Genomic DNA, 18163 nt, shown 5'->3' with positions numbered 1-18163 from the left:
ATTCGCCCATTCTAGTGACCCGTCAGGCGCTCTCGGCCTCGCCGAGGTAGTGCCGCAGCACCTCCTCGCCGGCGCCGGACGCCGGGCCCGACCAGGCGACGCTCCCGCGCTGCAGGACCACGCAGCGGTCGGCGAACTCCAGCGCCCGGTGCGCGAACTGCTCGATCATGATGATCGCGACGCCCGCCGCCCGCGCCCGCTCCAGGCCCTCGAACACCACGTCCACCAGTCGGGGCGCGAGGCCGAGCGACAGCTCGTCGGCGATCACCAGCCGCGGTGTGATCATCAGGGCCCGGGCCAGGCTGAGCATCTGCTGCTCGCCGCCCGACAGGGTGCCGGCGCGCTGCCGCCGCCGCTCGCCCAGCACCGGGAAGATCGTGAACGCGCGGTCGATCGCGCCCCCGCGCTCCGCGCCGGCCGGGGTCAGCGCCATGCGGAGGTTCTCCTGCACGGTCAGGCCGGGGAAGACCCCGCGGCCCTCGGGCAGGTGCACGAGGCCGGACCGCCGGACGGCGTCGGGGGCCGCGGCCGTGATGTCCCGCCCCGCGAACTCGACGCGTCCCGCGGTCGGCGGCACCAGCCCGCTCAGCGCCCGCGCGAGCGTGCTCTTCCCGGCGCCGTTCGCGCCGAGCACCGCCAGGGCGCTCTTCTCCGGGACGTCGAGCGACACTCCGGACAGCGCGAGCGCCGGACCGTAGTGGACCTGGAGGTCCCGCACCGACAGCAGGGGCGTGCTGGCGTTCATCGGCTCTCCTCGTCCGGGCCGGCGCCCTGCGCCGGATTCGCGGGGGCCGGCGTCTCGGTCCCGAGGTAGGCGGCGCGGACCGCCGGGTCGGCGCGGACCTCCGCGGGCGTCCCCGACCGGATCATGACTCCGAAGTCCAGGACGTGCACCGTCTCGCACATGCCGAGCACCAGCTCGACGTCGTGCTCCACGAGCAGCATGGAGACGCCGTGGTCGGCGTTGACCCGCGCGAGCGTCGCCGCGAGCTCGGCGGTCTCGCGGGCGTCGAGGCCGGACGAGGGCTCGTCCAGCAGCATGGTCTCGGGCCCGGTCGCCAGCGCCCGCGCGACCTCGACCAGCCGGCAGGCGCCGAGCGGCAGGCCCGACACCTCGCGGTCCCGCAGGTCCCCGAGACGGAGGGCGTCCAGGATCTCGTCGACGCGCGCGTCCTCGGCGGTGCTCGGCCGCCGGAACCCGCCGCCGGTCACGAGGTCGCGCAGCATCCGGCCGCCGCCGTGGCGGACGCGGTCGGCCAGCACGACGTGCTCGCGGACGGTCAGGCCGTCGAACAGTTCGGGCCGCTGGAAGGTCCGGGCCAGGCCGCGCCGGGCCCGCGTCCTCGCGGACGTCCGGGTGACGTCCGCGCCTCCCATCCGCACCCGGCCCGCGTCCGGCCTGAGCAGGCCCGACAGGACGGCGAACAGCGTGCTCTTGCCCGCTCCGTTCGGTCCGACGACGCCGACCACGGCGCCGGGCGGGACCGCCAGGTCCACTCCGTCCAGCGCGACCAGCCCGCCGAAGCGGACCGTCACCCCGGACGCCTCCAGCCGGGCGGTCGTCGCGGGCGGTTCGGTGGTCTCGGTGGTCACGGTGCTCATGCGCGCTCCCCGCCGGCCAGTTCGGTTTCGGGTGAGGGGTCCAGGGGGCCCGCGGGGCCGTCCGCCGGCGGCGGTGCGCCGGGCGGCGGGGTCGCGTGCCGGCGCGTCCCGCGGTCCAGGAGGCCGCGCAACTGCCGTCCCTGCAGGGCGAGGACGCCGTCGGGATCCTTCGCGATCATGATCGCGCCGAAGCCGAACAGCAGCACCGGGACGTCCGCCCAGTCGGCGGGCAGGTAGGTCTGGAAGACGCCCGGCAGGAGGTGGAAGCTCAGCCCCGCCACCAGCGCCGCGGCCAGGGAGCGCGAACCGATCGTCACCAGGACGGCGAGCCACACCAGCCCGCCGAAGACGTTGTAGGAGTCCAGCAGGGCGGCCTGCACGTCCATGGCCAGGAAGCCGCCGCCCACGGCCGCGATGTAGGTCGCGATCCCCGCCACCAGCAGCTTGGTGCGGACGGTGCTCAGCCCCAGCGTGCGCGCCCCGTCCTCGCTCCACCGCACCGCGCTCATCATCAGGCCCGCGGTCGAGCGCCGGAAGTTGGCGAGGAACAGCGCCAGCAGGACGAACGCGGCCAGCGTCAGGTAGGCGAACAGGCGGTCGTCCTCGGCGAAGCCGGGACGGGACATCAGCACGCCCTGCCCGTAGTTGCTGAAGCGGTCGCGCGTGAACACCAGGGTCTGGACGAGCAGCCCGAAGGTCAGCGTCACCAGCGCCACGTACAGGTCGCCGAGGCGGATGCTGAGCAGGCCGATGACCAGGCCCAGCACGACGACCGGGAGCGCGCCGAGGAGGACCGCCGCCAGCGGGGGCCAGCCGTAGGTGGTCGCGAGCTCCGCCGAGGCGAGCGCGCCGAGCCCCGCGAAGGTGATCTGGCAGAGCCAGATCATCCCGCCCTCCCCGGCGGCGAGCGTGGAGGACAGCAGGACCAGGCTCAGCGCCAGCCCGGTCACGGCGAGCCCGCCCCAGTACTCGTCCAGGACGAGGGGGAGCGCCGCGACCGCGACCAGCCCGGCGGCCGCCGCGACCGTGGACGGCGAGCGGAGGCCGGGGCGGGCGCCGGTGCCGCCCCCGCCGTCCTCCACCCGGATCGCCCGGTCGAGCGACCCGCCCGCCGGCCGGTCGCCGGCCCGCCCGCGCAGCGCGTAGTAGAGCAGGAACAGCAGCATGAAGCCGAACGGGATGCTCGGGACCACCTGCGCGGAGAGCGCGCTCTCCGGGTCCAGGTAGCGCTGGACCACGGTCGTGACCACGCCCATGGCGAGGGCGGCGAGCACGGCGAGGGGCAGGCTCGTCAGCCGCGCGGCGACGACGGCGGCGAACGCGGCGGCCATGAGGAACGTCATCCCGTCGGTCGACAGGCCCGCGGTGGGCGCGACCAGGATGCCGGCGAGCCCGGCCAGGGTGGTGGTCGCGGCCCATACCCCGAGCGACAACCGCGAGGCGTTCACCCCGGACAGGCCGCTGAGCGCCGCCGAGTCGACCATGGCGCGGATCCGGAGCCCGGTCTCGGTGAACCTCAGCACCGCCACGCCGGCGGCCAGCACCACCGCCAGTCCGAGGTAGTTCACGACCTGGTCCATGGTGATGGTCGTGCCGAAGGGGTGGAACACCGTCACCGGGACGGGCGCCAGGCCCGGCGCGGTCGTGTTGGCCAGCTTGCCGAAGACGAGGTCGACGGCCGGCGGCAGCGCCACCGACACCCCGATCGTGGCGACGATCTTGACGAGCGGCGGGCGCAGCCGCAGGTGCCGGAAGAGCAGCCAGTAGAGCAGCGCCCCGAGCAGGGGCGCGAAGACCGCCAGCGACAGCGCGGCCGCCGCCGCGATCGGCCATCCCTGCTCGGTGTGGAGGAAGTAGTAGAACCGGGCGACCGCGAAGGCCATCGCCCCGAAGGCGAAGTTGAAGACGCCCGAGGAGACGTAGGTGACGACGAGCGACGCCGAGGCGATCGCGTAGATCGCCCCCAGCGCCAGACCGGCGAGGACGTATTGCAGCACGGACACCGTCCAAGGGCTTCGGCCGGACACGGCGAGCGGCCGCGGTGATGTGATGGCCATCACTGCGGGTGCATATACAGTGCACTTAGTTATCCAAGTGAGTCAAGAGCCAGAAGCGCATTACCGCCGGATCCACGTCTGCTCTACCGGCTTTGATAACGCTTGCGTTACGGCCCTCGCCTAGATTGTGTGCATTAAGTTTACTTAGCTAGCTAGGTTAGCTGTCTCGGTGAAAGGGACGAACCATGCCACGACCCACCCCACGACCCGCACATCTCGCCGCCGCGGGCGCCGCCTGCGCCCTCCTGCTCGCCGCGACGGCGTGCGGCGGCGGATCGGACGACGGCGCGTCCAGCGCGAAGATCGGCGTCCTGACGTCGCTGAGCGGCTCGGCGAGCGCCGGGTTCACCGGCATCGAGGGAGGGGTCAAGGCGCGCCTGGCCGCCTACAAGGAGGAACCCGGCGCCTGCAAGCGCGACTTCCAGGTCGTGATGGCCGACGACACCTCGACGCCGCAGGGCGCCCTGGCCGCCACGCAGAAGCTCGTCCGCCAGGACAAGGTGTTCGCGGTGCTGCCGAACAGCTCGTTCTTCTTCGGCGCCGGCCAGTACGCCGGCACCCAGGCCAAGGACACGCCGTTCGTCGGGGCGGGCTTCGACGGCGGCAGGCAGTGGCTGAACAAGGACTACCGGAACCTGTTCAACGTCCTCGGCAACGCCGACTACGAGAAGGTCGCCTCCACGATGGGCGACTACTGGAAGAGCCTCGGCGGCACCAAGGCCGCCACCGTGAGCTTCGACACCGCGAGCTCGTCGGGCGCGGCGCTGGCCAGCGTCCAGTCCGCCGAGCACGCCGGGCTGAAGCGCGGTTACGTCAACGTCAAGGTGCCGTTCGGCAGCAAGGACGTCGGCTCCATCGTCCTCGGCATCAAGAACTCCGGCGCCGACGTGCTGTACCTGCCCGTCACGCCCGAGACCGCCTTCGCCATCGCGGGCGGGCTCCGGCAGTCGGGCGTCACGATGAAGTCGGTGCTCCTCGCCACCGGGTACGGCGCCGACCTGCTGAAGTCCGAGCCGGCCGTGCAGGCCGCCCAGGGGCTCGGCTTCGTGTCGCCCGGCGCGCCCGTCGAGGTGCCCACCGCCGGGGGCAAGGCGATGTCGGAGTCCCTCCAGAAGTACGCCGGGGCGACCTCCGCCCTGCCGAGCTTCTCCCAGTCCCTCGGGTGGCAGACCGCGGACCTGCTGCTGCACGGGCTGAAGAAGGCGGGCTGCGACGCGACCCAGCAGCAGCTCATCGACGCGCTCCGCAAGAGCACGGACTGGGACGCGGGCGGGCTGCTGCCGAAGCCGATCGACTTCTCCCAGTACGGGACCATCGCCGGCAGCCACGGGCCCGGCAACTGCTTCTACGTCTCGATCCTGAAGGGCAAGCAGTTCGAGCCGGACTCCAAGGCCAAGCCGGCCTGCGGCACCCTGCTCGACGAGCCGCTGAAGCGGTAGCGCCGCCGGGGCCCGCCCCGCGCCCTCAGGCGCGGGGCGGGCCCGCGGACGTGCGGGAGGCATGGGCGCGCAGCGCCGCGAGGCGCCGCTCCAATTCGGCCCGCTCGCCGGGGCGCGCCGGGCCGGCCGCCTCCAGGAGGGCCTCGGTCTCGGCTATCGCGGCGCGGATCCGCTCACCCGCCTCGCGGCGGGTGAGCAGGTCCTGGTCCGTCCAGTCGGAACGTTCCGACTCCGGCCGCTCGCTCATCGGCCGGTCCTCACACGCCGAAGTCGTAGAGGCGGCGGGTGTTCAGCTCCACGATCTTGTGGACCTCCTCGTCCGGGACGTCCGCGAGCCGCTCGGCGGCGACGGCGCGGCTCTTCGGCCAGTAGGAGTCGGAGTGCGGGTAGTCGCACTCCCAGGTGATGTTGTCGATCCCGATGGCGTGCCGCGCCTCGATGCCGAACGAGTCGTCGATGAAGCACCCGTGGATGTGCTCCGCGAACAGCTCCGAGGGCCGGACCTCCTGGTTGATGTTCTGGTAGAACCGGTGCCGCTCCCAGGTGTTGTCGATCCGCTCCAGCAGCCAGGGCATCCAGCCGATGCCGCCCTCGGACAGGCCGACCTTCAGCCGCGGGTGCTTGTGGAACACCGGCGAGAACAGCAGGTCGGCGGTGGCGTACATCGAGTTGCACCCGAAGAGCGCGATCATCACCGCCATCGGCGCCTCGGGCGCGGTGATGGGGGCCTGCCCCGAGGTGCCGAAGTGCATCGACAGCGGCATCCCCGCCTCCTCGGCCGCCGACAGCACCGGGTCCCAGTGGTCGGTGTGGAAGGAGGGCAGGCCGAGCGGGACGGGGTTCTCCGGGAACGCGATCGCCTTGGCGCCCTTGGCCGCGCACCGCTGGATCTCCGCGACGCTCAGCTCGACGTCCCACAGCGGCAGGATGATCAGCGGGATGAAGCGGTCGGGGGCGGTCGCGCACCACTCGTCCAGGACGTAGTCGTTCCACGCCCGGACGCTCAGGTGCGCCAGCTCCTTGTCCTCCCCTTCGAGGAACACGGTGCCGGCGAAGCGGGGGAAGGAGGGGAAGCACAGGGCCCCCCACACGCCGTCGATGTCCATGTCCGCCAGCCGCGCCCGCGGGTCGTAGCAACCGGGGATCATCTCGTCGTAGCGGGTCGGGTCGATCCCGAACTCCTCGGGCCGCTTCCCCGCCACCGCGTTGAGGCCGATGGTCGGGTAGAGCCGGTCCTCGTACCGCCACACCTCCGAGGGCGGCCCGCCGCCCGCGCGGGGCATGTCGATGATGACGGGCCCGCGGTCGCGGTACTTGGCCGGAAGGCGGTCCGACCACACGTGCGGGGGCTCGATCAGGTGGTCGTCGGTGGACAGCAGCTTCATCCAGGGCTGCAGAGGCATCGGTGACTCCTCCGTGAGTGGCTACAGGGCCGGCGGCTGCTGGGGGCGGCTCTTGACGTAGGCGCCGGCGTCCACCCGCAACTGCATGCCGGTCATGAAGCGGGACTCGTCGGAGACCAGGAACAGGACCGTGGCGGCCACGTCCTCGGGCTCGACGAACCCGACCGGCATCGCGTTCATCATGGGGAAGGTGAGGAGCGCGTCCTCCCTGGTGGGGTTCTCCAGGTCGGGGCGGAAGACCCGGTACATCGGGTCGCTGTTGAGCATGTCGGTGTTGGTGTTGGTCGGGTGCACGGCGTTGGCGCGGATGCTGCGCGGGGCGAGCGTCAGCGCCAGGTCGTGCACCAGCGAGGCGACGCCCCGCTTGGCGAACGCGTAGCCGAGCCCCCCGAAGCCGTTGGCGGGGTTGTCGGTGCTGCCCGGCAGCAGCCCGGCGACGGACCCGGTGGCGACGATCGAACCGCCGTCGGCCAGGTGCGGCAGCGCCGCCTGGACGGCGTGCACGACCCCGTTGAAGTCGACCGCCACGGCGTCCAGGAACGCCTGCGGGTCCTGGGAGCCCAGCGGGCAGATGCCGGCCTGCGCGACGACGGCGTCCAGCCGGCCGAGTTCGGCGACGCCCGCGGCGACGGCGTCCCTCAGTTCGCCGGGCTCCCGCACGTCCGCCTGGCGGGCGACCATGCGCCGGCCGAGCTTCTCCACCTGGCGGACGGTCTCGTCGAGGTCGGCCGGGGTGGCGAGCGCGTAGCCGTTGGTGGCGATGTCGGCGCAGAGGTCCACGCCGATGACGTCGGCGCCCTCCTCGGCGAGCCGGAGCGCGATCGCCCGGCCCTGCCCCCTCGCGGCCCCGGTGATGAACACGACCTTGTCCTGTGCACGGCCCATAGCCGTTCCCTCCTCGTTCGTTCGGGGTGAGCGGTGGCCGCCGGTCAGGCGGACCCCACCGACCAGGCGATGCTCTTCGTCTGCAGGAACTCGTCGAGGCCGTGCTCGCCCCATTCGCGGCCGAGCCCGCTCTGCTTGTAGCCGCCGAAGGCGACGTGCGGGGTGACCCCGCCGCCACCGCCGTTCACCGAGACCAGGCCGGCCCGGACGCGGGTGGCGATCCCGTACGCCCGCACGGGGTCGGCCGCCCACACCGAACCGGCCAGCCCGTAGGGGTTGTCGTTGGCGAGCCGGACGGCCTCGTCGTCGTCGTCGAAGGCGATGACGCTGCCGACCGGTCCGAAGAACTCGGTCCGCGCGATCGTCATGGCGTTGTCGACGCCGGTGAACAGCGTGGGCTCGAAGAAGTAGCCGCGGTCCAGGTGTGCGGGCCGGCGCCCGCCGAACGCGATCCGCGCGCCCTCCTCCTCGCCGGTCCGGACGAGCTTCTCGACCTTGTCGCGCTGCGCCCGGCTGATCAGCGGCCCCATGGCGGTGGCGGGATCGGCCGGGTCGCCCACCGAGACGAACTCCAGCGCGGCGACGGCCTTGGCGACCAGCTCGTCGCAGCGGGAGCGGTGCACCAGCGTGCGGGTGAAGAGCGAGCAGCCCTGACCGGTGTTCACGGTGATCCCGGCGAGCATCTCGCCCAGCACCTTGTCCAGGTCGGCGTCCTCGCACACGATGCTCGCCGACTTGCCGCCCAGTTCGAGCACGACCTTCTTGATGCCGCCGGCGGCCTGGGCGTACACCTGCCGGCCGACGGAGTCGGAGCCGGTGAAGCTGACCAGGTCGACCATCGGGTTCGTGGTGAGCTCCCGCCCGGCGTCGATGCCGCCGGTGACGATGTTGAGCACCCCGGCGGGCAGCCCGGCCTCCTCGGCGATCTCACCGAGCAGCACCACCTCCAGCGCCGCGGCCGGCGCGGGCTTGAGCACGGTCGTGCAGCCGGCGGCCAGCGCGGGCGCGAGCTTCATGACGCTCAGGAAGAGCGGGAAGTTGTACGCGGGGATGAGCGCGGCGACCCCGAACGGCTCGCGTCGCAGGACTCCCTGCCCGATGCCCAGCCCGGGGACGACGGTCGGCGGCATCGGCCGCTCCCACGCGAACGCCGGCATGATCCGCTCGGCCATGTCCCTGAAGTGCTGGATGGGCACGCCGACCTGGAGCGTCTCGGCCAGCATCCGGACCGAGCCCGCTTCGGCGATGTTGAGATCGACGAGCTCGGCCGCGCGCCGCTCCATGATCTCGGCCATCCGGACCATGATCGCGGCCCGCTCCCGGACCGGCATCGAGGGCCACGCGCCCTCGTCGAACGCGCGCCGCGCGGCCCGCACGGCCCGCGCGACGTCCTCCCGCGTCCCGTCCGGGACGCGGCCGAGCACCTCCTCCGTCGCCGGGTTCACGACGTCGATCCACGCGTCCCCGGTGCTCTCCTCCCAGCGGCCGTCGACGTAGAGCCGGTGGTCCGGAACTTCGCTCATGGGTTGCCTCCTCCTCGGCGCCGGCGGCGCTCAGACGTCCCAGCGCAGGGGCAGTTCGTTCAGGGCCCACACGCCGCCGGAGTGCTCGGTCGGCTCACCCGCCAGCGCGTAGTCGGGGATGCGCTGGTGCCATTCGGTCAGCAGCACGGCCAGCTCCTGGCGGGCGAGGTGGGCGCCCAGGCAGCGGTGCGGCCCGCCGCCGAAGGACAGGTTCTTGGTCGAGTCGCGGTCCAGGTCGACGCTGCGGGCGCCGGGGTGGACGGCCTCGTCCCGGCCCGCGGCCGACAGCGGGAAGACCGCCATGTCGCCGGCCTTGACCGGGCAGCCGTGGAACTCCTCGTCCTTCAGCGCCTTGCGGGCGGTCTGCACGATCGGGTACGCGCGCAGGATCTCCTCGACCACGATCGGGACGTGGCCGGGGTCGGCCACGAGCCGGGCGCGGTCCCCGGGATGCGTGGCCAGGTGCCAGAACGCGTAGGACGACTGGCTGGCGACCGTGTCGAGGCCCGCCATGAACAGCAGCAGCGAGCAGTTCAGCAGGTCCTCGTCGCTGACGGGCTCGCCGTCGATCTTCCAGTTCAGCGCGGTGGTGACGATGTCGGTGGCGTCGGGGTCGGGGTCCGCCCTGCGCTCGGCGATCAGCTCCATGAAGTACTGGATCACCAGGCCGACGCCGCCCGCCACGCGCTCCCGGTCCTCCCCGGAGTGCAGGATCATGCCCTCCCACTCCAGGAACTCCGGCAGCTTCGTCACCGGCATCCCCATGATCTCCAGGAAGACGGTGGACGGGAAGACGCGCGCGACGTCGTCCACGAAGTTGCATTCGCCCCGCCCGGCGAGGCCGTCGATGATCTCGCCGGCCAGCCGCCGCTGGTTGTCGGCCATGCCCCTGATGCGCCCGGGGGAGAAGTAGCCGCGCAGCAACTGCCGCCACGGGGTGTGCTCCGGCGGGTCGAGCATCAGCGGGATCAGCTTGAACGGGGGGTTGGGGTCGGTCGGCGTGACGACCGAGCTGGACCACAGGTCGGTCCGCTGGAGGCCCTCGTTGATGGCCTCGTAGTCGGTGAAGACCCAGTAGCCGCCGGCCTCCTCCGAGCGCATCACCGGGCGGGCCCGGTCCTGGAAGGCGTCCATGCGCTCGAAGAACGTCATCGCCGGCGCCATGTCGAAATTCGTGTAGTCCTCGACGGGGCAGGTTTTCGGGGTGGAATCCGCGGCCATCTCGGCTCCTCGGTGCGGTCCGGGTGCGATGCCCTGGATCGTATGACCGCCGCACCGATTTGGGTAGTCTCAATTGCTGATTTCAGCCCGGAGGTCTTGCCTGTCTTCCCGAGGAACGATCTACTAAGTGCACACAATAGGGTCGCGGGAAGGGCGGTACCCATGCACCGACCGATGGAGGGCGTGCGCGTCCTGGAGGTCGCCCAGTTCACCTTCGTGCCCGCCGCGGGCGCGGTGCTGGCGGACTGGGGAGCCGACATCATCAAGATCGAGCACGCCGAGCGGGGCGACGCGCAGCGCGGGCTGATCCGGGTGCTCGGGCTCGACGCCCTGAGCAAGGGCGGCTCGTTCTTCCCGATCATGGAGGGCCCGAACCGGGGCAAGCGCAGCGTCGGCATCGCCCTGGAGAACCCGGCCGCGCGGCCGGTGCTGGAGCGTCTCGTCCGCGAGAGCGACGTGTTCCTGACGAACTTCCTGCCGGGCGCGCGCGCCCGGCTGGGCATCGACGTCGAGGACATCCGCGCCATCAACCCCGACATCATCTACGTCCGCGGCAGCGGGTTCGGCCAGCGCGGCGACGAGGCGGACAAGGGCGGGTACGACAGCACCGCCTTCTGGGCCCGGGGCGGCAGCGCGGCGGGCGTCACCCCGCCGGACTCGGACTCGATGATGCGCATGCCCTCGGGCGCCTACGGCGACTCCATCGGCGGCATGACGATCGCGGGCGGGATCGCGGCCGCCCTGTACTCGCGCAAGACCACCGGCGAGCCGTCCGTGGTGGACGTCTCGCTGCTCGGCGTCGGCGCCTGGGCCACCCAGTTCTCGGTCAACATGGCCCTGTCGATGGGCGGCCCGCTGCCGAAGATGGGGCACCCCAAGCACGGCTCGGTGGCCAACCCGCTGATCGGCCCCTACCGCACCGCGGACGGGCGCTGGCTGGAGCTGGCGATGCTGCAGCCCGGCCGGTACTGGCCCGAGTTCTGCACGGTCGCGGGACGCGAGGACCTGATCAGCGACGAGCGCTTCGACGGCGTCGAGAACATCATGAAGAACGCCGCGGAGGCGAGCGACATCGTCGCCGGGATCATCGCCGCGCGCGACCACACCGAGTGGGTCGAGCTGCTCAAGGGGACGGACGGGCAGTGGGCGCTCGTCCAGGAGCCCTGGGAGGTCGGGCAGGACCCGTCGCTGCGGGCCAACGGCCTCATCGCGCCCCTGGAGGACGCGGACGGCGTCCAGCGCGAACTGGTCGCGAACCCGGTCCAGTTCGACGAGACCCCGGCCGAGCTGCGCCGCGCCCCGCAGTTCGCCGAGCACACCGATGAGGTGCTGCGCGAGCTCGGCCTGAGCGACGACGAGCTCATCCAGCTCAAGATCGACGGCGCCGTCACCTGAGCCGCGGGATGTCACTCCCCGCGCCAGACCGGCGGGCGCTTCTCGGCGAACGCGGTGGCGCCCTCGCGGGCGTCGGCGGAGGTGATCACCGGCCGGAGGATCTCCGCCTGCCGGTCGAACGCCTCCGCCGAGGTCCAGTCGGCCTGGCCGTCCAGGACCCGCTTGGTGGCGGCGACGGCGAGCGGGGCGTTCGCGGCGATGGCCGCCGCCAGCGCGCGAGCGCCGTCCAGCGCCTTGCCCGGCGCGGTGAGCTCGGTGACCAGGCTGTACCGCTCGGCCTGCGCGGCGGTGACGGTCTCGCCGGTCAGCGCCAGCCGCATCGCCACCCCGTGCGGGACGCGGCGGGGCAGCCGGATCAGCCCGCCGGCGCCGGCCACCAGGCCGCGCTTCACCTCGGGGATGCCGAACCTGGCGTCCTCGGCGGCCACGATCAGGTCGCAGGCCAGCGCGATCTCGCAGCCGCCGGCCAGCGCGTAGCCCTCCACCGCGGCGATCACCGGCTTGTGCGGGGGGCGCAGCGTGATCCCGGCGAAGCCGCGTTCGGGATGGGTGACGTCCTCGCCCGCCACGAACGCCTTGAGGTCCATGCCCGAGCAGAAGGTGCCCCCGGTGCCGGTGAGGATCGCGACGGTCAGGTCCTTGCGCGCCTCGAACTCCTCCAGGGCGGCGGCGATGCCGTCGGTGACCGCCCTGTTCACGGCGTTGCGGGCCGCCGGGCGGTTGATGGTGACGACGGTGACGCCGCCGGCGTGCTCGACCAGGACTTCGTCAGGCATGGGGGCTCCTCGGCCTCGTGGGATGGCGCGCATGAAAGTAATGAACTTAGAATACTTCGTAAACTATGTTGGAGGATGCCATGGAGGCAAGGGACCTGGGCGGCGCCCTGCGCGCCACGGCCGGGCGGTTCGGCGCGATGCCGCTGGTCTTCCATGGTGCGCCGGGCACCGCGACCACGGATCTCGGCGCGCTGCACCGGCGGGCGCTGAGCGTCGCGGCCGGTCTCGCCGGTCTGGGCGTCGAGCCCGGCGACGTGGTGGCCCTCCAGCTCACCGGGCGCGTGGAGAGCGCGATCGCCCACGCCGCCGTGCTGCTGCGGGGCGCGGTCGTGCTCCCGGTCGTCCCGATCTACGGCCTGCGGGAGCTCGGCTTCGTGCTGCGCCAGTCCGAGGCCGCCGCCCTCATCACGTCCACCGGGCGGGCGGACGAGGTGCGCGCCATGAGCGCGGAACTGCCGGCGTTGCGCCAGGTCGTCGACGTCGACGGCGAGGACTGGGACGCGCTGGAGGCGCACCCGCCGCTCGGGGCGCACGCCCCGCCCGACCCGGACCGGATCTGCGTGCTCGTCTACACCTCGGGCACGACCGCGGATCCGAAGGGCGTCCAGCACACGCACCGGTCCGTCCTCGCGGAACTGGGGACGATGCCCGGCCACGAGGACGGCTACGTCTACCTCGACGCGTTCCCGCCCGGCCACGTCGCCGGACTGTGCGTCCTGCTGCGCGCCCTGGTGAACGGGGTGGCGACCGTCTTCATGGAGAAATGGGATCCCGGCACCGCGCTGGACCTCGTCCACGAGCACCGGGTGACCGCCTCGGCGGGCGTGCCGTTCCACCTGGCGGGCCTGCTGGACGCCGCCGACCGGACCGGCCGCGGAACCGGGTCCCTGCGGGAGTACCTGGTGGGCGCGGCGAGCGTCCCGCCGGTGCTCGTCGAGCGGGCCGGGCGGGCCGGGATCGCCGCCTACCGGGCCTACGGGTCCAGCGAGCACCCCACGATCAGCTCCGGCGCGGCGGACGACCCCGCCGCCAAGCGCGCCACCACCGACGGGCGCCTGAAAGAGGGCACCGAGGTGCGGATCGTCGACCCCGAGGGCGGGGACCTGCCGGCGGGGGAGGAGGGCGAGATCTGGTCGCGCGGCCCCGAGGTCTTCGCCGGCTACCGCGACCCCGCGCTGAACGCGGAGGCGTTCACCCCGGACGGCTGGCTGCGCACCGGCGACGTGGGGCGCATGGACCCCGACGGGCACCTGACCATCACCGACCGGCTCAAGGACATCATCGTGCGCGGCGGGGAGAAGATCTCGTCCAAGGAGGTGGAGGACCTGCTGGCCGTCCATCCGGCCGTGGCCGAGGCGGTCGCCGTGGCCGAGCCGGACGAGCGCTACGGCGAGCGGGTCTGCGCGTTCGCCGTCCTGCGCGAGGGCGCCGGGCTCGACCTCGGGCAGGTGCGCGAGCACTTCGCCGCGCTGGGCGCCGCCCGGCAGAAGACACCGGAGCGCCTGGTCGTCGTGGACGCGTTGCCGCGCACCGCGGCGGGCAAGGTGCGCAAGCACGAACTGAGGAAGGAAGTGCGCGGATGGACCTCGTGATCAGCGACGAGCAGGAGGCGCTCGCCGCGACGGTGCGCGACTGGCTGGCCGGGCGCACCGACCTCGCCGCGGCGCACGCCGAGCGGGCGGGCGCGCCGCCGTGGTCCGCCGGCGACCTGCGGGCCGCCGCGGAGCTCGGGCTGGTCGGGCTGCTGCGCGCCGGGGAGGGCGGCACGCACACCGACCTCGCGCTGGTCGTCGAGGAGCTGGGATACGCGGCGTCCCCGCTGCCGCTCGGGCAGGCCGGGTCGGTGTGCCGGGCGCTCGACGACGCCGGGATCGGCGGTGCCGCGGCGGACCGGGCGGCGGCCGGGTCGGCGCTGGTGGTGCCGGTGCTGCCCGAGCCCGGGGAGGAGCCGTTCCGGGCGTCGGAGGACGAGGACGGCGGGATCGTCCTGGACGGACGGGCGGCCGTCGTGGTGGGCGCGCTCGGCGCCGAGGCGTTCCTGGCCGTCGCCGGCGGACCCGGCGGTGCGCCGGTGTTCGCGCTCGTCCCGGCGGATCTGCCCGGAGTCGCCCGCACGGCGCGCACGTCGCTCGACATCACCCGGGATTTCGCCGCCGTGGCGTTCGAGGGCGCGCGCGTCCCGGCCGGGTCGTGGACGGCGGTCGAACCGGACGCCGCCGAGCGGCTGCGCGACGCGTCGGTGCTGCACCACGCCGCCGACGCGGTCGGCGCGGCGGGGCGGCTGCTGGCGATGACGCTCCAGTACGTCGGCGAACGGCGGCAGTTCGACCGGGTGATCGGCGGCTTCCAGGCGGTCAAGCACCACTGCGCCGACATGGCCGTGGACGTCGAGCGCGCCCGCGTCACCGTGCGCGCGGCCGCCCGCGCCCTGGACGGCGGCGAGCCGGGCGCCCGCCGCCTGCGGATCGCCGAGGCGGCGGCGATCGCGGGCGAGGCGTGCTCGCGGGTGGCCGGCACCGCGCTGCAACTGCACGGCGGCATGGGCTTCACGTGGGAGCACGACCTGCACCTCTACCTGCGCCGCGTCAAGACCGGCGAGCTGCTGGGCGGAACGCCCCGGCACCACTACGCGCGGCTGATGGAGCTGGTGGGCTGAGGGGAGCCGGTGGGCTGAGGGGGGCTCATTCGAGGATGTCGATGACGGAGGTGGCCTCGCGGTCGCGCAGCACCAGCTGGTCGGCCGCCTGGAGGTGCTTGTGCCAGAACCGTTCCGCCCCGGGCCCGTCCCCGGCCCGGACGAGCTTGACGAGCTTCTCGTACGCGCGCACGGCGCGGGCGTAGACGTCGTGCTCGCCGTCCGCCTCGCTCGCCCGCACCGACGCCTGCGTCTGGCGCAGGATGATCTCGTGCACCATCCCGGCCATCAGCGCCAGGGTCAGGTTGCCGGACAGTTCGACGAGCCGCAGGTGGAAGTGGGCGCTGGCGACCGCGAACCGCTCGTAGTCGGCGACCGCGGCGCGGGCGGGCTCCACCTCCGCCTCCAGCGCGGCGTACCGCTCCTCGTCGGCGCTGAGGGCGAGCAGCCGGGCCGCGGGCGGTTCGATCGCGCTGCGCGCCTGGTACACGTCGCCGAGCGTGGCCCCGCCCAGCTGGAGCAGGAGCCCGGCGGGCCGGGCGACCACCTCGGGTCCGGGCACGGTCACCCGGGCGCCGGTGCGGGAGCCGCGGCGCAGTTCGATCAGGCCCTCGGACTCCAGCACCCGGAACGCCTCGCGCAGCGTCGGACGCGAGACGCCGAAGTGCTCCATGAGCGTGGCCTCGTTGGGGAGGTAGTCGCCGTCGGCGAGGGAGCCCTCCACGATGCGGCGCCGCAGCCGGCGCGCGACCAGCTCGCCGGTCTTGGGCGGGCGGACGCCGTCGGACCGCGCGCCCGCGGTCGGGCCGCGCCGTGTCCCCGACTCCGGCAGTGCCATGGGTGATCGCTCCCTGCTGGTGAGTGGCTGGTGAGTGCGTGGTGGTGGATGACCAGGTGCACAAGGATATCTATCTCCCGATCATCTATGGTAGATAACCTAGTAAACCATGTAGCCTTCGTCTGGACGAGGCGGGAAGGAGCGCAATGGCCTCCTGGCGGTCCCGGTTGCGGGAGTTCCTGGCGGCGCACGCGGGGCCGCCGCCGCGCGGCGCGGCCGAGCGGCTGGCGCGGGCGCGCGCGTTCCACGCGGATCTCGCGGACGCCGGCCTCGCCGCGCCCGGCTGGCCGGCCGAGGCGGGCGGCATGGGCCTCGCGCTCGCCGACCAGCTCGACTACCACCGCGAGATGACGCGCGCCCGCGCCCCCAAGCACCCGTGCCCGCTGTCGTTCATCGTCGCGCCCACCCTGATCAAGCACGGCACGGCCGAGCAGAAGGAGCGCTTCCTGCGCCCGCTGCTGCGCGCCGACGAGCTGTGGTGCCAGGGCTTCTCCGAGCCGGGGACGGGAAGCGACCTCACCGCGCTGTCCACCGGGGCCGAACGCGACGGCGACGAGTACGTCGTCACCGGCCAGAAGGTGTGGACGACCATGGCCGCCCAGGCCGACTGGATGTTCGCGCTGGTGCGCACCGGCCCCGCCGGTCCGAGCGGCGCGGGCATCAGCTACCTGCTCGTCCCGATGGACTCCGACGGCGTGACCGTCCGCCCGCTGCGCGACATCAGCGGCGGCGCCCACTTCGCCGAGGTCTTCCTGGACGGGGTGCGCGTGCCGGTGCGGAACCTGGTCGGCGAGGAGAACGGAGGCTGGGCGATCGCGCGCACCAGCCTCGGCCACGAGCGCGCCACCGCGTTCCTGTCCGACGAGTTCCGCTACCGCCGCATCGTGGACGAGCTGTTCGCGCTCGCCGGGCGGACCGGGGCGAGGTCCGACCCGGGGGTGCGCCAGTCGCTGGCCCGGATCGAGGCGTCCGTGCGGGTGCTGGCCGCCAACAGCCGCCGCGCCCTCGACCTGGTGCTCGAAGGCCGCGACCCGGGGCCGGCCGCGTCGGTGAACCGCCTGGTGAAGGCCGAGTTCGACCAGTACCTGCACGAGGTGGCGCTCCGCGTGCTCGGCCCGGACGCCGTGCTCGGCGCCCGCGCCCCGTCCGCGCCCGAGCGGGGCCGCTGGACCCACGGCTACCTCATGAGCCGCGCGTCGACCATCGGCGCCGGCACGTCGGAGATCCAGCGCAACACCATCGCCGAGAAGGTCCTGGGCCTGCCCTCGCACCTGCACGAGACCTCGGAGGGTTCGCGCGCATGAGCACCGTGGAGTTCGAGAACGACCTGCGGGAGGCCGTCGGCCGGCTGGTCGGCGACCGCTGCGCGCCCGAACGCGTCGCCGCCCTCGCCGACGCGGGCGAGCCCGCCGACCGCGAGCTGTGGGACGAGCTCGCGGCGATGGGGCTGCCGGGGCTGGCCGTGCCCGCCGGCCACGGCGGCGAGGGGCTGGGCTTCGCGCCCGCCGCGGCCGCGCAGGAGGAGCTCGGCCGCGGGCTCGCCCTCGTGCCGAGCGTGTCGACGTTCGCGGTGCAGGCCGCGCTGCTGGCCGCCGGGGACCTGCCGCCGGTCGCGCGCTGGCTGCCGCGGCTGGCGTCCGGGAAGGTCACCGGAGCGGTCGCGGCCGGCCGCACGGTGGACGGCTGGACCGCCGCGGGCGGCGTGCGCGCCGTCCGCACGTCCGGCGGCTGGACGCTGAACGGGGAGGTGCCCGTCGTCGCCGACGCCCCCGCCGCCGGGGTCCTGCTCGTCCCGGCCGAGGAGGAGCCCGGACTGTTCCTGGTGGAGCGCGACGCGGTGGCCGTCGAACCGGTCGAGTCGCTGGACCCTACCCGCCCGCTCGGCACGGTCCGGATGCGGGACGCCCCGGGCGAGGCGCTCGCCGGCCCCGCCGCCACGGCCCGCGTCCTCGCGGCGGCCGAGCGGACGGCGCTGGTGATGCTCGCCGCCGACGTGGTGGGGGCGGCGGCGCGGGCCCTGGACATGGCGGTCGGCCATGCCCGGACCCGCCGGCAGTTCGGCCGCCCCATCGGGTCGTTCCAGGCCGTGTCGCACCGCTGCGCCGACATGCTCATCGCGGTCGAGTCGGCCCGCGCCCTGGTCGCCGCCGCGGCGGAGGCGCTCGACGAGCCGTCCGACGACACGCCGGTCGCGGTCGACCTGGCCGCCGCGCACGCACTGGACGCCGCGGTCGAGGTGACCGGCGGCTGCGTCCAGATCCACGGCGGGATGGGCTTCACGTGGGAGCATCCCGCGCACCGCCACCTGCGCCGCGCCAAGGCCGCGCAGGCGCTGATCGCGCTCCCGGACCGGCTGCGCGACCGGGCCGTGAGCGGGCTGCGGTGACGG

Annotated in this window: 16 protein-coding genes; 6 read left to right on the top strand and 10 right to left on the bottom strand. The window is 73.6% G+C overall.

Going from position 1 to position 18163, the window contains the following annotated elements:
* Nucleotides 1-22: 22 nt before the first annotated feature.
* From SM611_RS04485 to SM611_RS04475, 3 genes are read right to left on the bottom strand one after another with little or no spacing between them, the layout of a single operon-like run.
* A complete protein-coding gene (locus tag SM611_RS04485) occupies nucleotides 23-745 on the bottom strand; it encodes an ABC transporter ATP-binding protein (RefSeq protein WP_371947517.1) in 723 nt (240 codons plus the stop codon).
* Entirely contained in the window at nucleotides 742-1602 is an 861-nt protein-coding gene (locus SM611_RS04480; RefSeq protein ID WP_371947516.1) for an ABC transporter ATP-binding protein, read from the bottom strand. Before SM611_RS04480 ends, SM611_RS04485 begins: the two co-directional genes overlap by 4 nt.
* The gene (locus tag SM611_RS04475) at nucleotides 1599-3605 is read right to left on the bottom strand and encodes a branched-chain amino acid ABC transporter permease (RefSeq protein WP_371947515.1); all 2007 of its coding nucleotides are present in this window, start codon (nucleotides 3603-3605) and stop codon (nucleotides 1599-1601) included. The genes SM611_RS04480 and SM611_RS04475 overlap by 4 nt, the downstream gene beginning before the upstream one ends.
* 239 nt (nucleotides 3606-3844) lie before the next feature.
* Here SM611_RS04475 and SM611_RS04470 point away from each other — a divergent pair, with 239 nt between their 5' ends.
* Nucleotides 3845-5098 carry an ABC transporter substrate-binding protein gene (locus tag SM611_RS04470; RefSeq protein ID WP_371947514.1) on the top strand — a complete coding sequence of 418 codons (1254 nt, stop codon included), beginning with the start codon at nucleotides 3845-3847 and terminating at the stop codon, nucleotides 5096-5098.
* Between the two features lie 25 nt (nucleotides 5099-5123).
* Here SM611_RS04470 and SM611_RS04465 read toward each other — a convergent pair whose 3' ends face one another.
* Genes SM611_RS04465 through SM611_RS04445 form a run of 5 tightly spaced genes read right to left on the bottom strand, consistent with a single transcriptional unit; the run spans nucleotide 5124 to nucleotide 10130 of the window.
* A complete protein-coding gene (locus tag SM611_RS04465; protein WP_371947513.1) occupies nucleotides 5124-5345 on the bottom strand; it encodes a hypothetical protein in 222 nt (73 codons plus the stop codon).
* 10 nt (nucleotides 5346-5355) lie between these two features.
* The gene (locus SM611_RS04460) at nucleotides 5356-6501 is read right to left on the bottom strand and encodes an amidohydrolase family protein (protein ID WP_371947512.1); all 1146 of its coding nucleotides are present in this window, start codon (nucleotides 6499-6501) and stop codon (nucleotides 5356-5358) included.
* Between the two features lie 21 nt (nucleotides 6502-6522).
* Nucleotides 6523-7386, bottom strand: a complete 864-nt coding sequence (locus tag SM611_RS04455) for a mycofactocin-coupled SDR family oxidoreductase (protein WP_371947511.1) — start codon at nucleotides 7384-7386, stop codon at nucleotides 6523-6525.
* Nucleotides 7387-7430: 44 nt separating this feature from the next.
* Nucleotides 7431-8909: an aldehyde dehydrogenase family protein gene (locus SM611_RS04450; protein WP_371947510.1), complete on the bottom strand. Its 1479-nt coding sequence runs from the start codon at nucleotides 8907-8909 to the stop codon at nucleotides 7431-7433.
* A 30-nt stretch (nucleotides 8910-8939) separates the two neighbouring features.
* Complete coding sequence (locus SM611_RS04445; protein ID WP_371947509.1) at nucleotides 8940-10130, bottom strand: cytochrome P450; 1191 nt, start codon at nucleotides 10128-10130, stop codon at nucleotides 8940-8942.
* A 162-nt stretch (nucleotides 10131-10292) separates the two neighbouring features.
* Here SM611_RS04445 and SM611_RS04440 point away from each other — a divergent pair, with 162 nt between their 5' ends.
* Complete coding sequence (locus SM611_RS04440; protein WP_371947508.1) at nucleotides 10293-11525, top strand: CaiB/BaiF CoA transferase family protein; 1233 nt, start codon at nucleotides 10293-10295, stop codon at nucleotides 11523-11525.
* An 11-nt stretch (nucleotides 11526-11536) separates the two neighbouring features.
* On the opposite strand, the gene SM611_RS04435 is transcribed toward SM611_RS04440, so the two are convergent.
* The gene (locus SM611_RS04435) at nucleotides 11537-12301 is read right to left on the bottom strand and encodes a crotonase/enoyl-CoA hydratase family protein (RefSeq protein ID WP_371947507.1); all 765 of its coding nucleotides are present in this window, start codon (nucleotides 12299-12301) and stop codon (nucleotides 11537-11539) included.
* Nucleotides 12302-12381: 80 nt separating this feature from the next.
* Between SM611_RS04435 and SM611_RS04430 the strand changes: the two genes are divergently transcribed.
* On the top strand, nucleotides 12382-13893 hold the full coding sequence (locus SM611_RS04430; RefSeq protein ID WP_371947506.1) for an AMP-binding protein: 1512 nt from the start codon (nucleotides 12382-12384) through the stop codon (nucleotides 13891-13893).
* Nucleotides 13881-14957, top strand: coding sequence for an acyl-CoA dehydrogenase family protein (locus SM611_RS04425; protein WP_371947505.1), 1077 nt, complete (start codon nucleotides 13881-13883; stop codon nucleotides 14955-14957). The genes SM611_RS04430 and SM611_RS04425 overlap by 13 nt, the downstream gene beginning before the upstream one ends.
* A 25-nt stretch (nucleotides 14958-14982) precedes the next feature.
* On the opposite strand, the gene SM611_RS04420 is transcribed toward SM611_RS04425, so the two are convergent.
* A complete protein-coding gene (locus SM611_RS04420) occupies nucleotides 14983-15774 on the bottom strand; it encodes a FadR/GntR family transcriptional regulator (protein WP_371947504.1) in 792 nt (263 codons plus the stop codon).
* A 146-nt stretch (nucleotides 15775-15920) separates the two neighbouring features.
* On the opposite strand from SM611_RS04420, the gene SM611_RS04415 reads away from it, so the two are divergent.
* Both SM611_RS04415 and SM611_RS04410 read left to right on the top strand, forming a co-directional pair.
* Nucleotides 15921-17078, top strand: a complete 1158-nt coding sequence (locus tag SM611_RS04415; protein ID WP_371947503.1) for an acyl-CoA dehydrogenase family protein — start codon at nucleotides 15921-15923, stop codon at nucleotides 17076-17078.
* Entirely contained in the window at nucleotides 17075-18160 is a 1086-nt protein-coding gene (locus SM611_RS04410) for an acyl-CoA dehydrogenase family protein (protein ID WP_371947502.1), read from the top strand. Before SM611_RS04415 ends, SM611_RS04410 begins: the two co-directional genes overlap by 4 nt.
* The last annotated feature ends 3 nt before the right edge of the window (nucleotides 18161-18163 follow it).

This window comes from Actinomadura monticuli, from assembly GCF_041463655.1.
GTDB lineage: Bacteria > Actinomycetota > Actinomycetes > Streptosporangiales > Streptosporangiaceae > Spirillospora > Spirillospora monticuli.
Note: the sequence above shows the minus strand (reverse complement) of the source record. Positions and strands in the feature narration are given on the sequence as shown.

Bases quoted from the DNA above. Each gene is read 5' to 3' on its own strand.
- SM611_RS04425 (WP_371947505.1), top strand. From the start codon at position 13,881: ATGGACCTCGTGATCAGCGACGAGCAGGAGGCGCTCGCCGCGACGGTG.
- SM611_RS04485 (WP_371947517.1), bottom strand. From the start codon at position 745: ATGAACGCCAGCACGCCCCTGCTGTCGGTGCGGGACCTCCAGGTCCAC.
- SM611_RS04440 (WP_371947508.1), top strand. From the start codon at position 10,293: ATGCACCGACCGATGGAGGGCGTGCGCGTCCTGGAGGTCGCCCAGTTC.
- SM611_RS04410 (WP_371947502.1), top strand. From the start codon at position 17,075: ATGAGCACCGTGGAGTTCGAGAACGACCTGCGGGAGGCCGTCGGCCGG.
- SM611_RS04445 (WP_371947509.1), bottom strand. From the start codon at position 10,130: ATGGCCGCGGATTCCACCCCGAAAACCTGCCCCGTCGAGGACTACACG.
- SM611_RS04450 (WP_371947510.1), bottom strand. From the start codon at position 8,909: ATGAGCGAAGTTCCGGACCACCGGCTCTACGTCGACGGCCGCTGGGAG.
- SM611_RS04465 (WP_371947513.1), bottom strand. From the start codon at position 5,345: ATGAGCGAGCGGCCGGAGTCGGAACGTTCCGACTGGACGGACCAGGAC.
- SM611_RS04470 (WP_371947514.1), top strand. From the start codon at position 3,845: ATGCCACGACCCACCCCACGACCCGCACATCTCGCCGCCGCGGGCGCC.
- SM611_RS04415 (WP_371947503.1), top strand. From the start codon at position 15,921: ATGGCCTCCTGGCGGTCCCGGTTGCGGGAGTTCCTGGCGGCGCACGCG.
- SM611_RS04460 (WP_371947512.1), bottom strand. From the start codon at position 6,501: ATGCCTCTGCAGCCCTGGATGAAGCTGCTGTCCACCGACGACCACCTG.
- SM611_RS04480 (WP_371947516.1), bottom strand. From the start codon at position 1,602: ATGAGCACCGTGACCACCGAGACCACCGAACCGCCCGCGACGACCGCC.
- SM611_RS04430 (WP_371947506.1), top strand. From the start codon at position 12,382: ATGGAGGCAAGGGACCTGGGCGGCGCCCTGCGCGCCACGGCCGGGCGG.
- SM611_RS04420 (WP_371947504.1), bottom strand. From the start codon at position 15,774: ATGGCACTGCCGGAGTCGGGGACACGGCGCGGCCCGACCGCGGGCGCG.
- SM611_RS04435 (WP_371947507.1), bottom strand. From the start codon at position 12,301: ATGCCTGACGAAGTCCTGGTCGAGCACGCCGGCGGCGTCACCGTCGTC.
- SM611_RS04455 (WP_371947511.1), bottom strand. From the start codon at position 7,386: ATGGGCCGTGCACAGGACAAGGTCGTGTTCATCACCGGGGCCGCGAGG.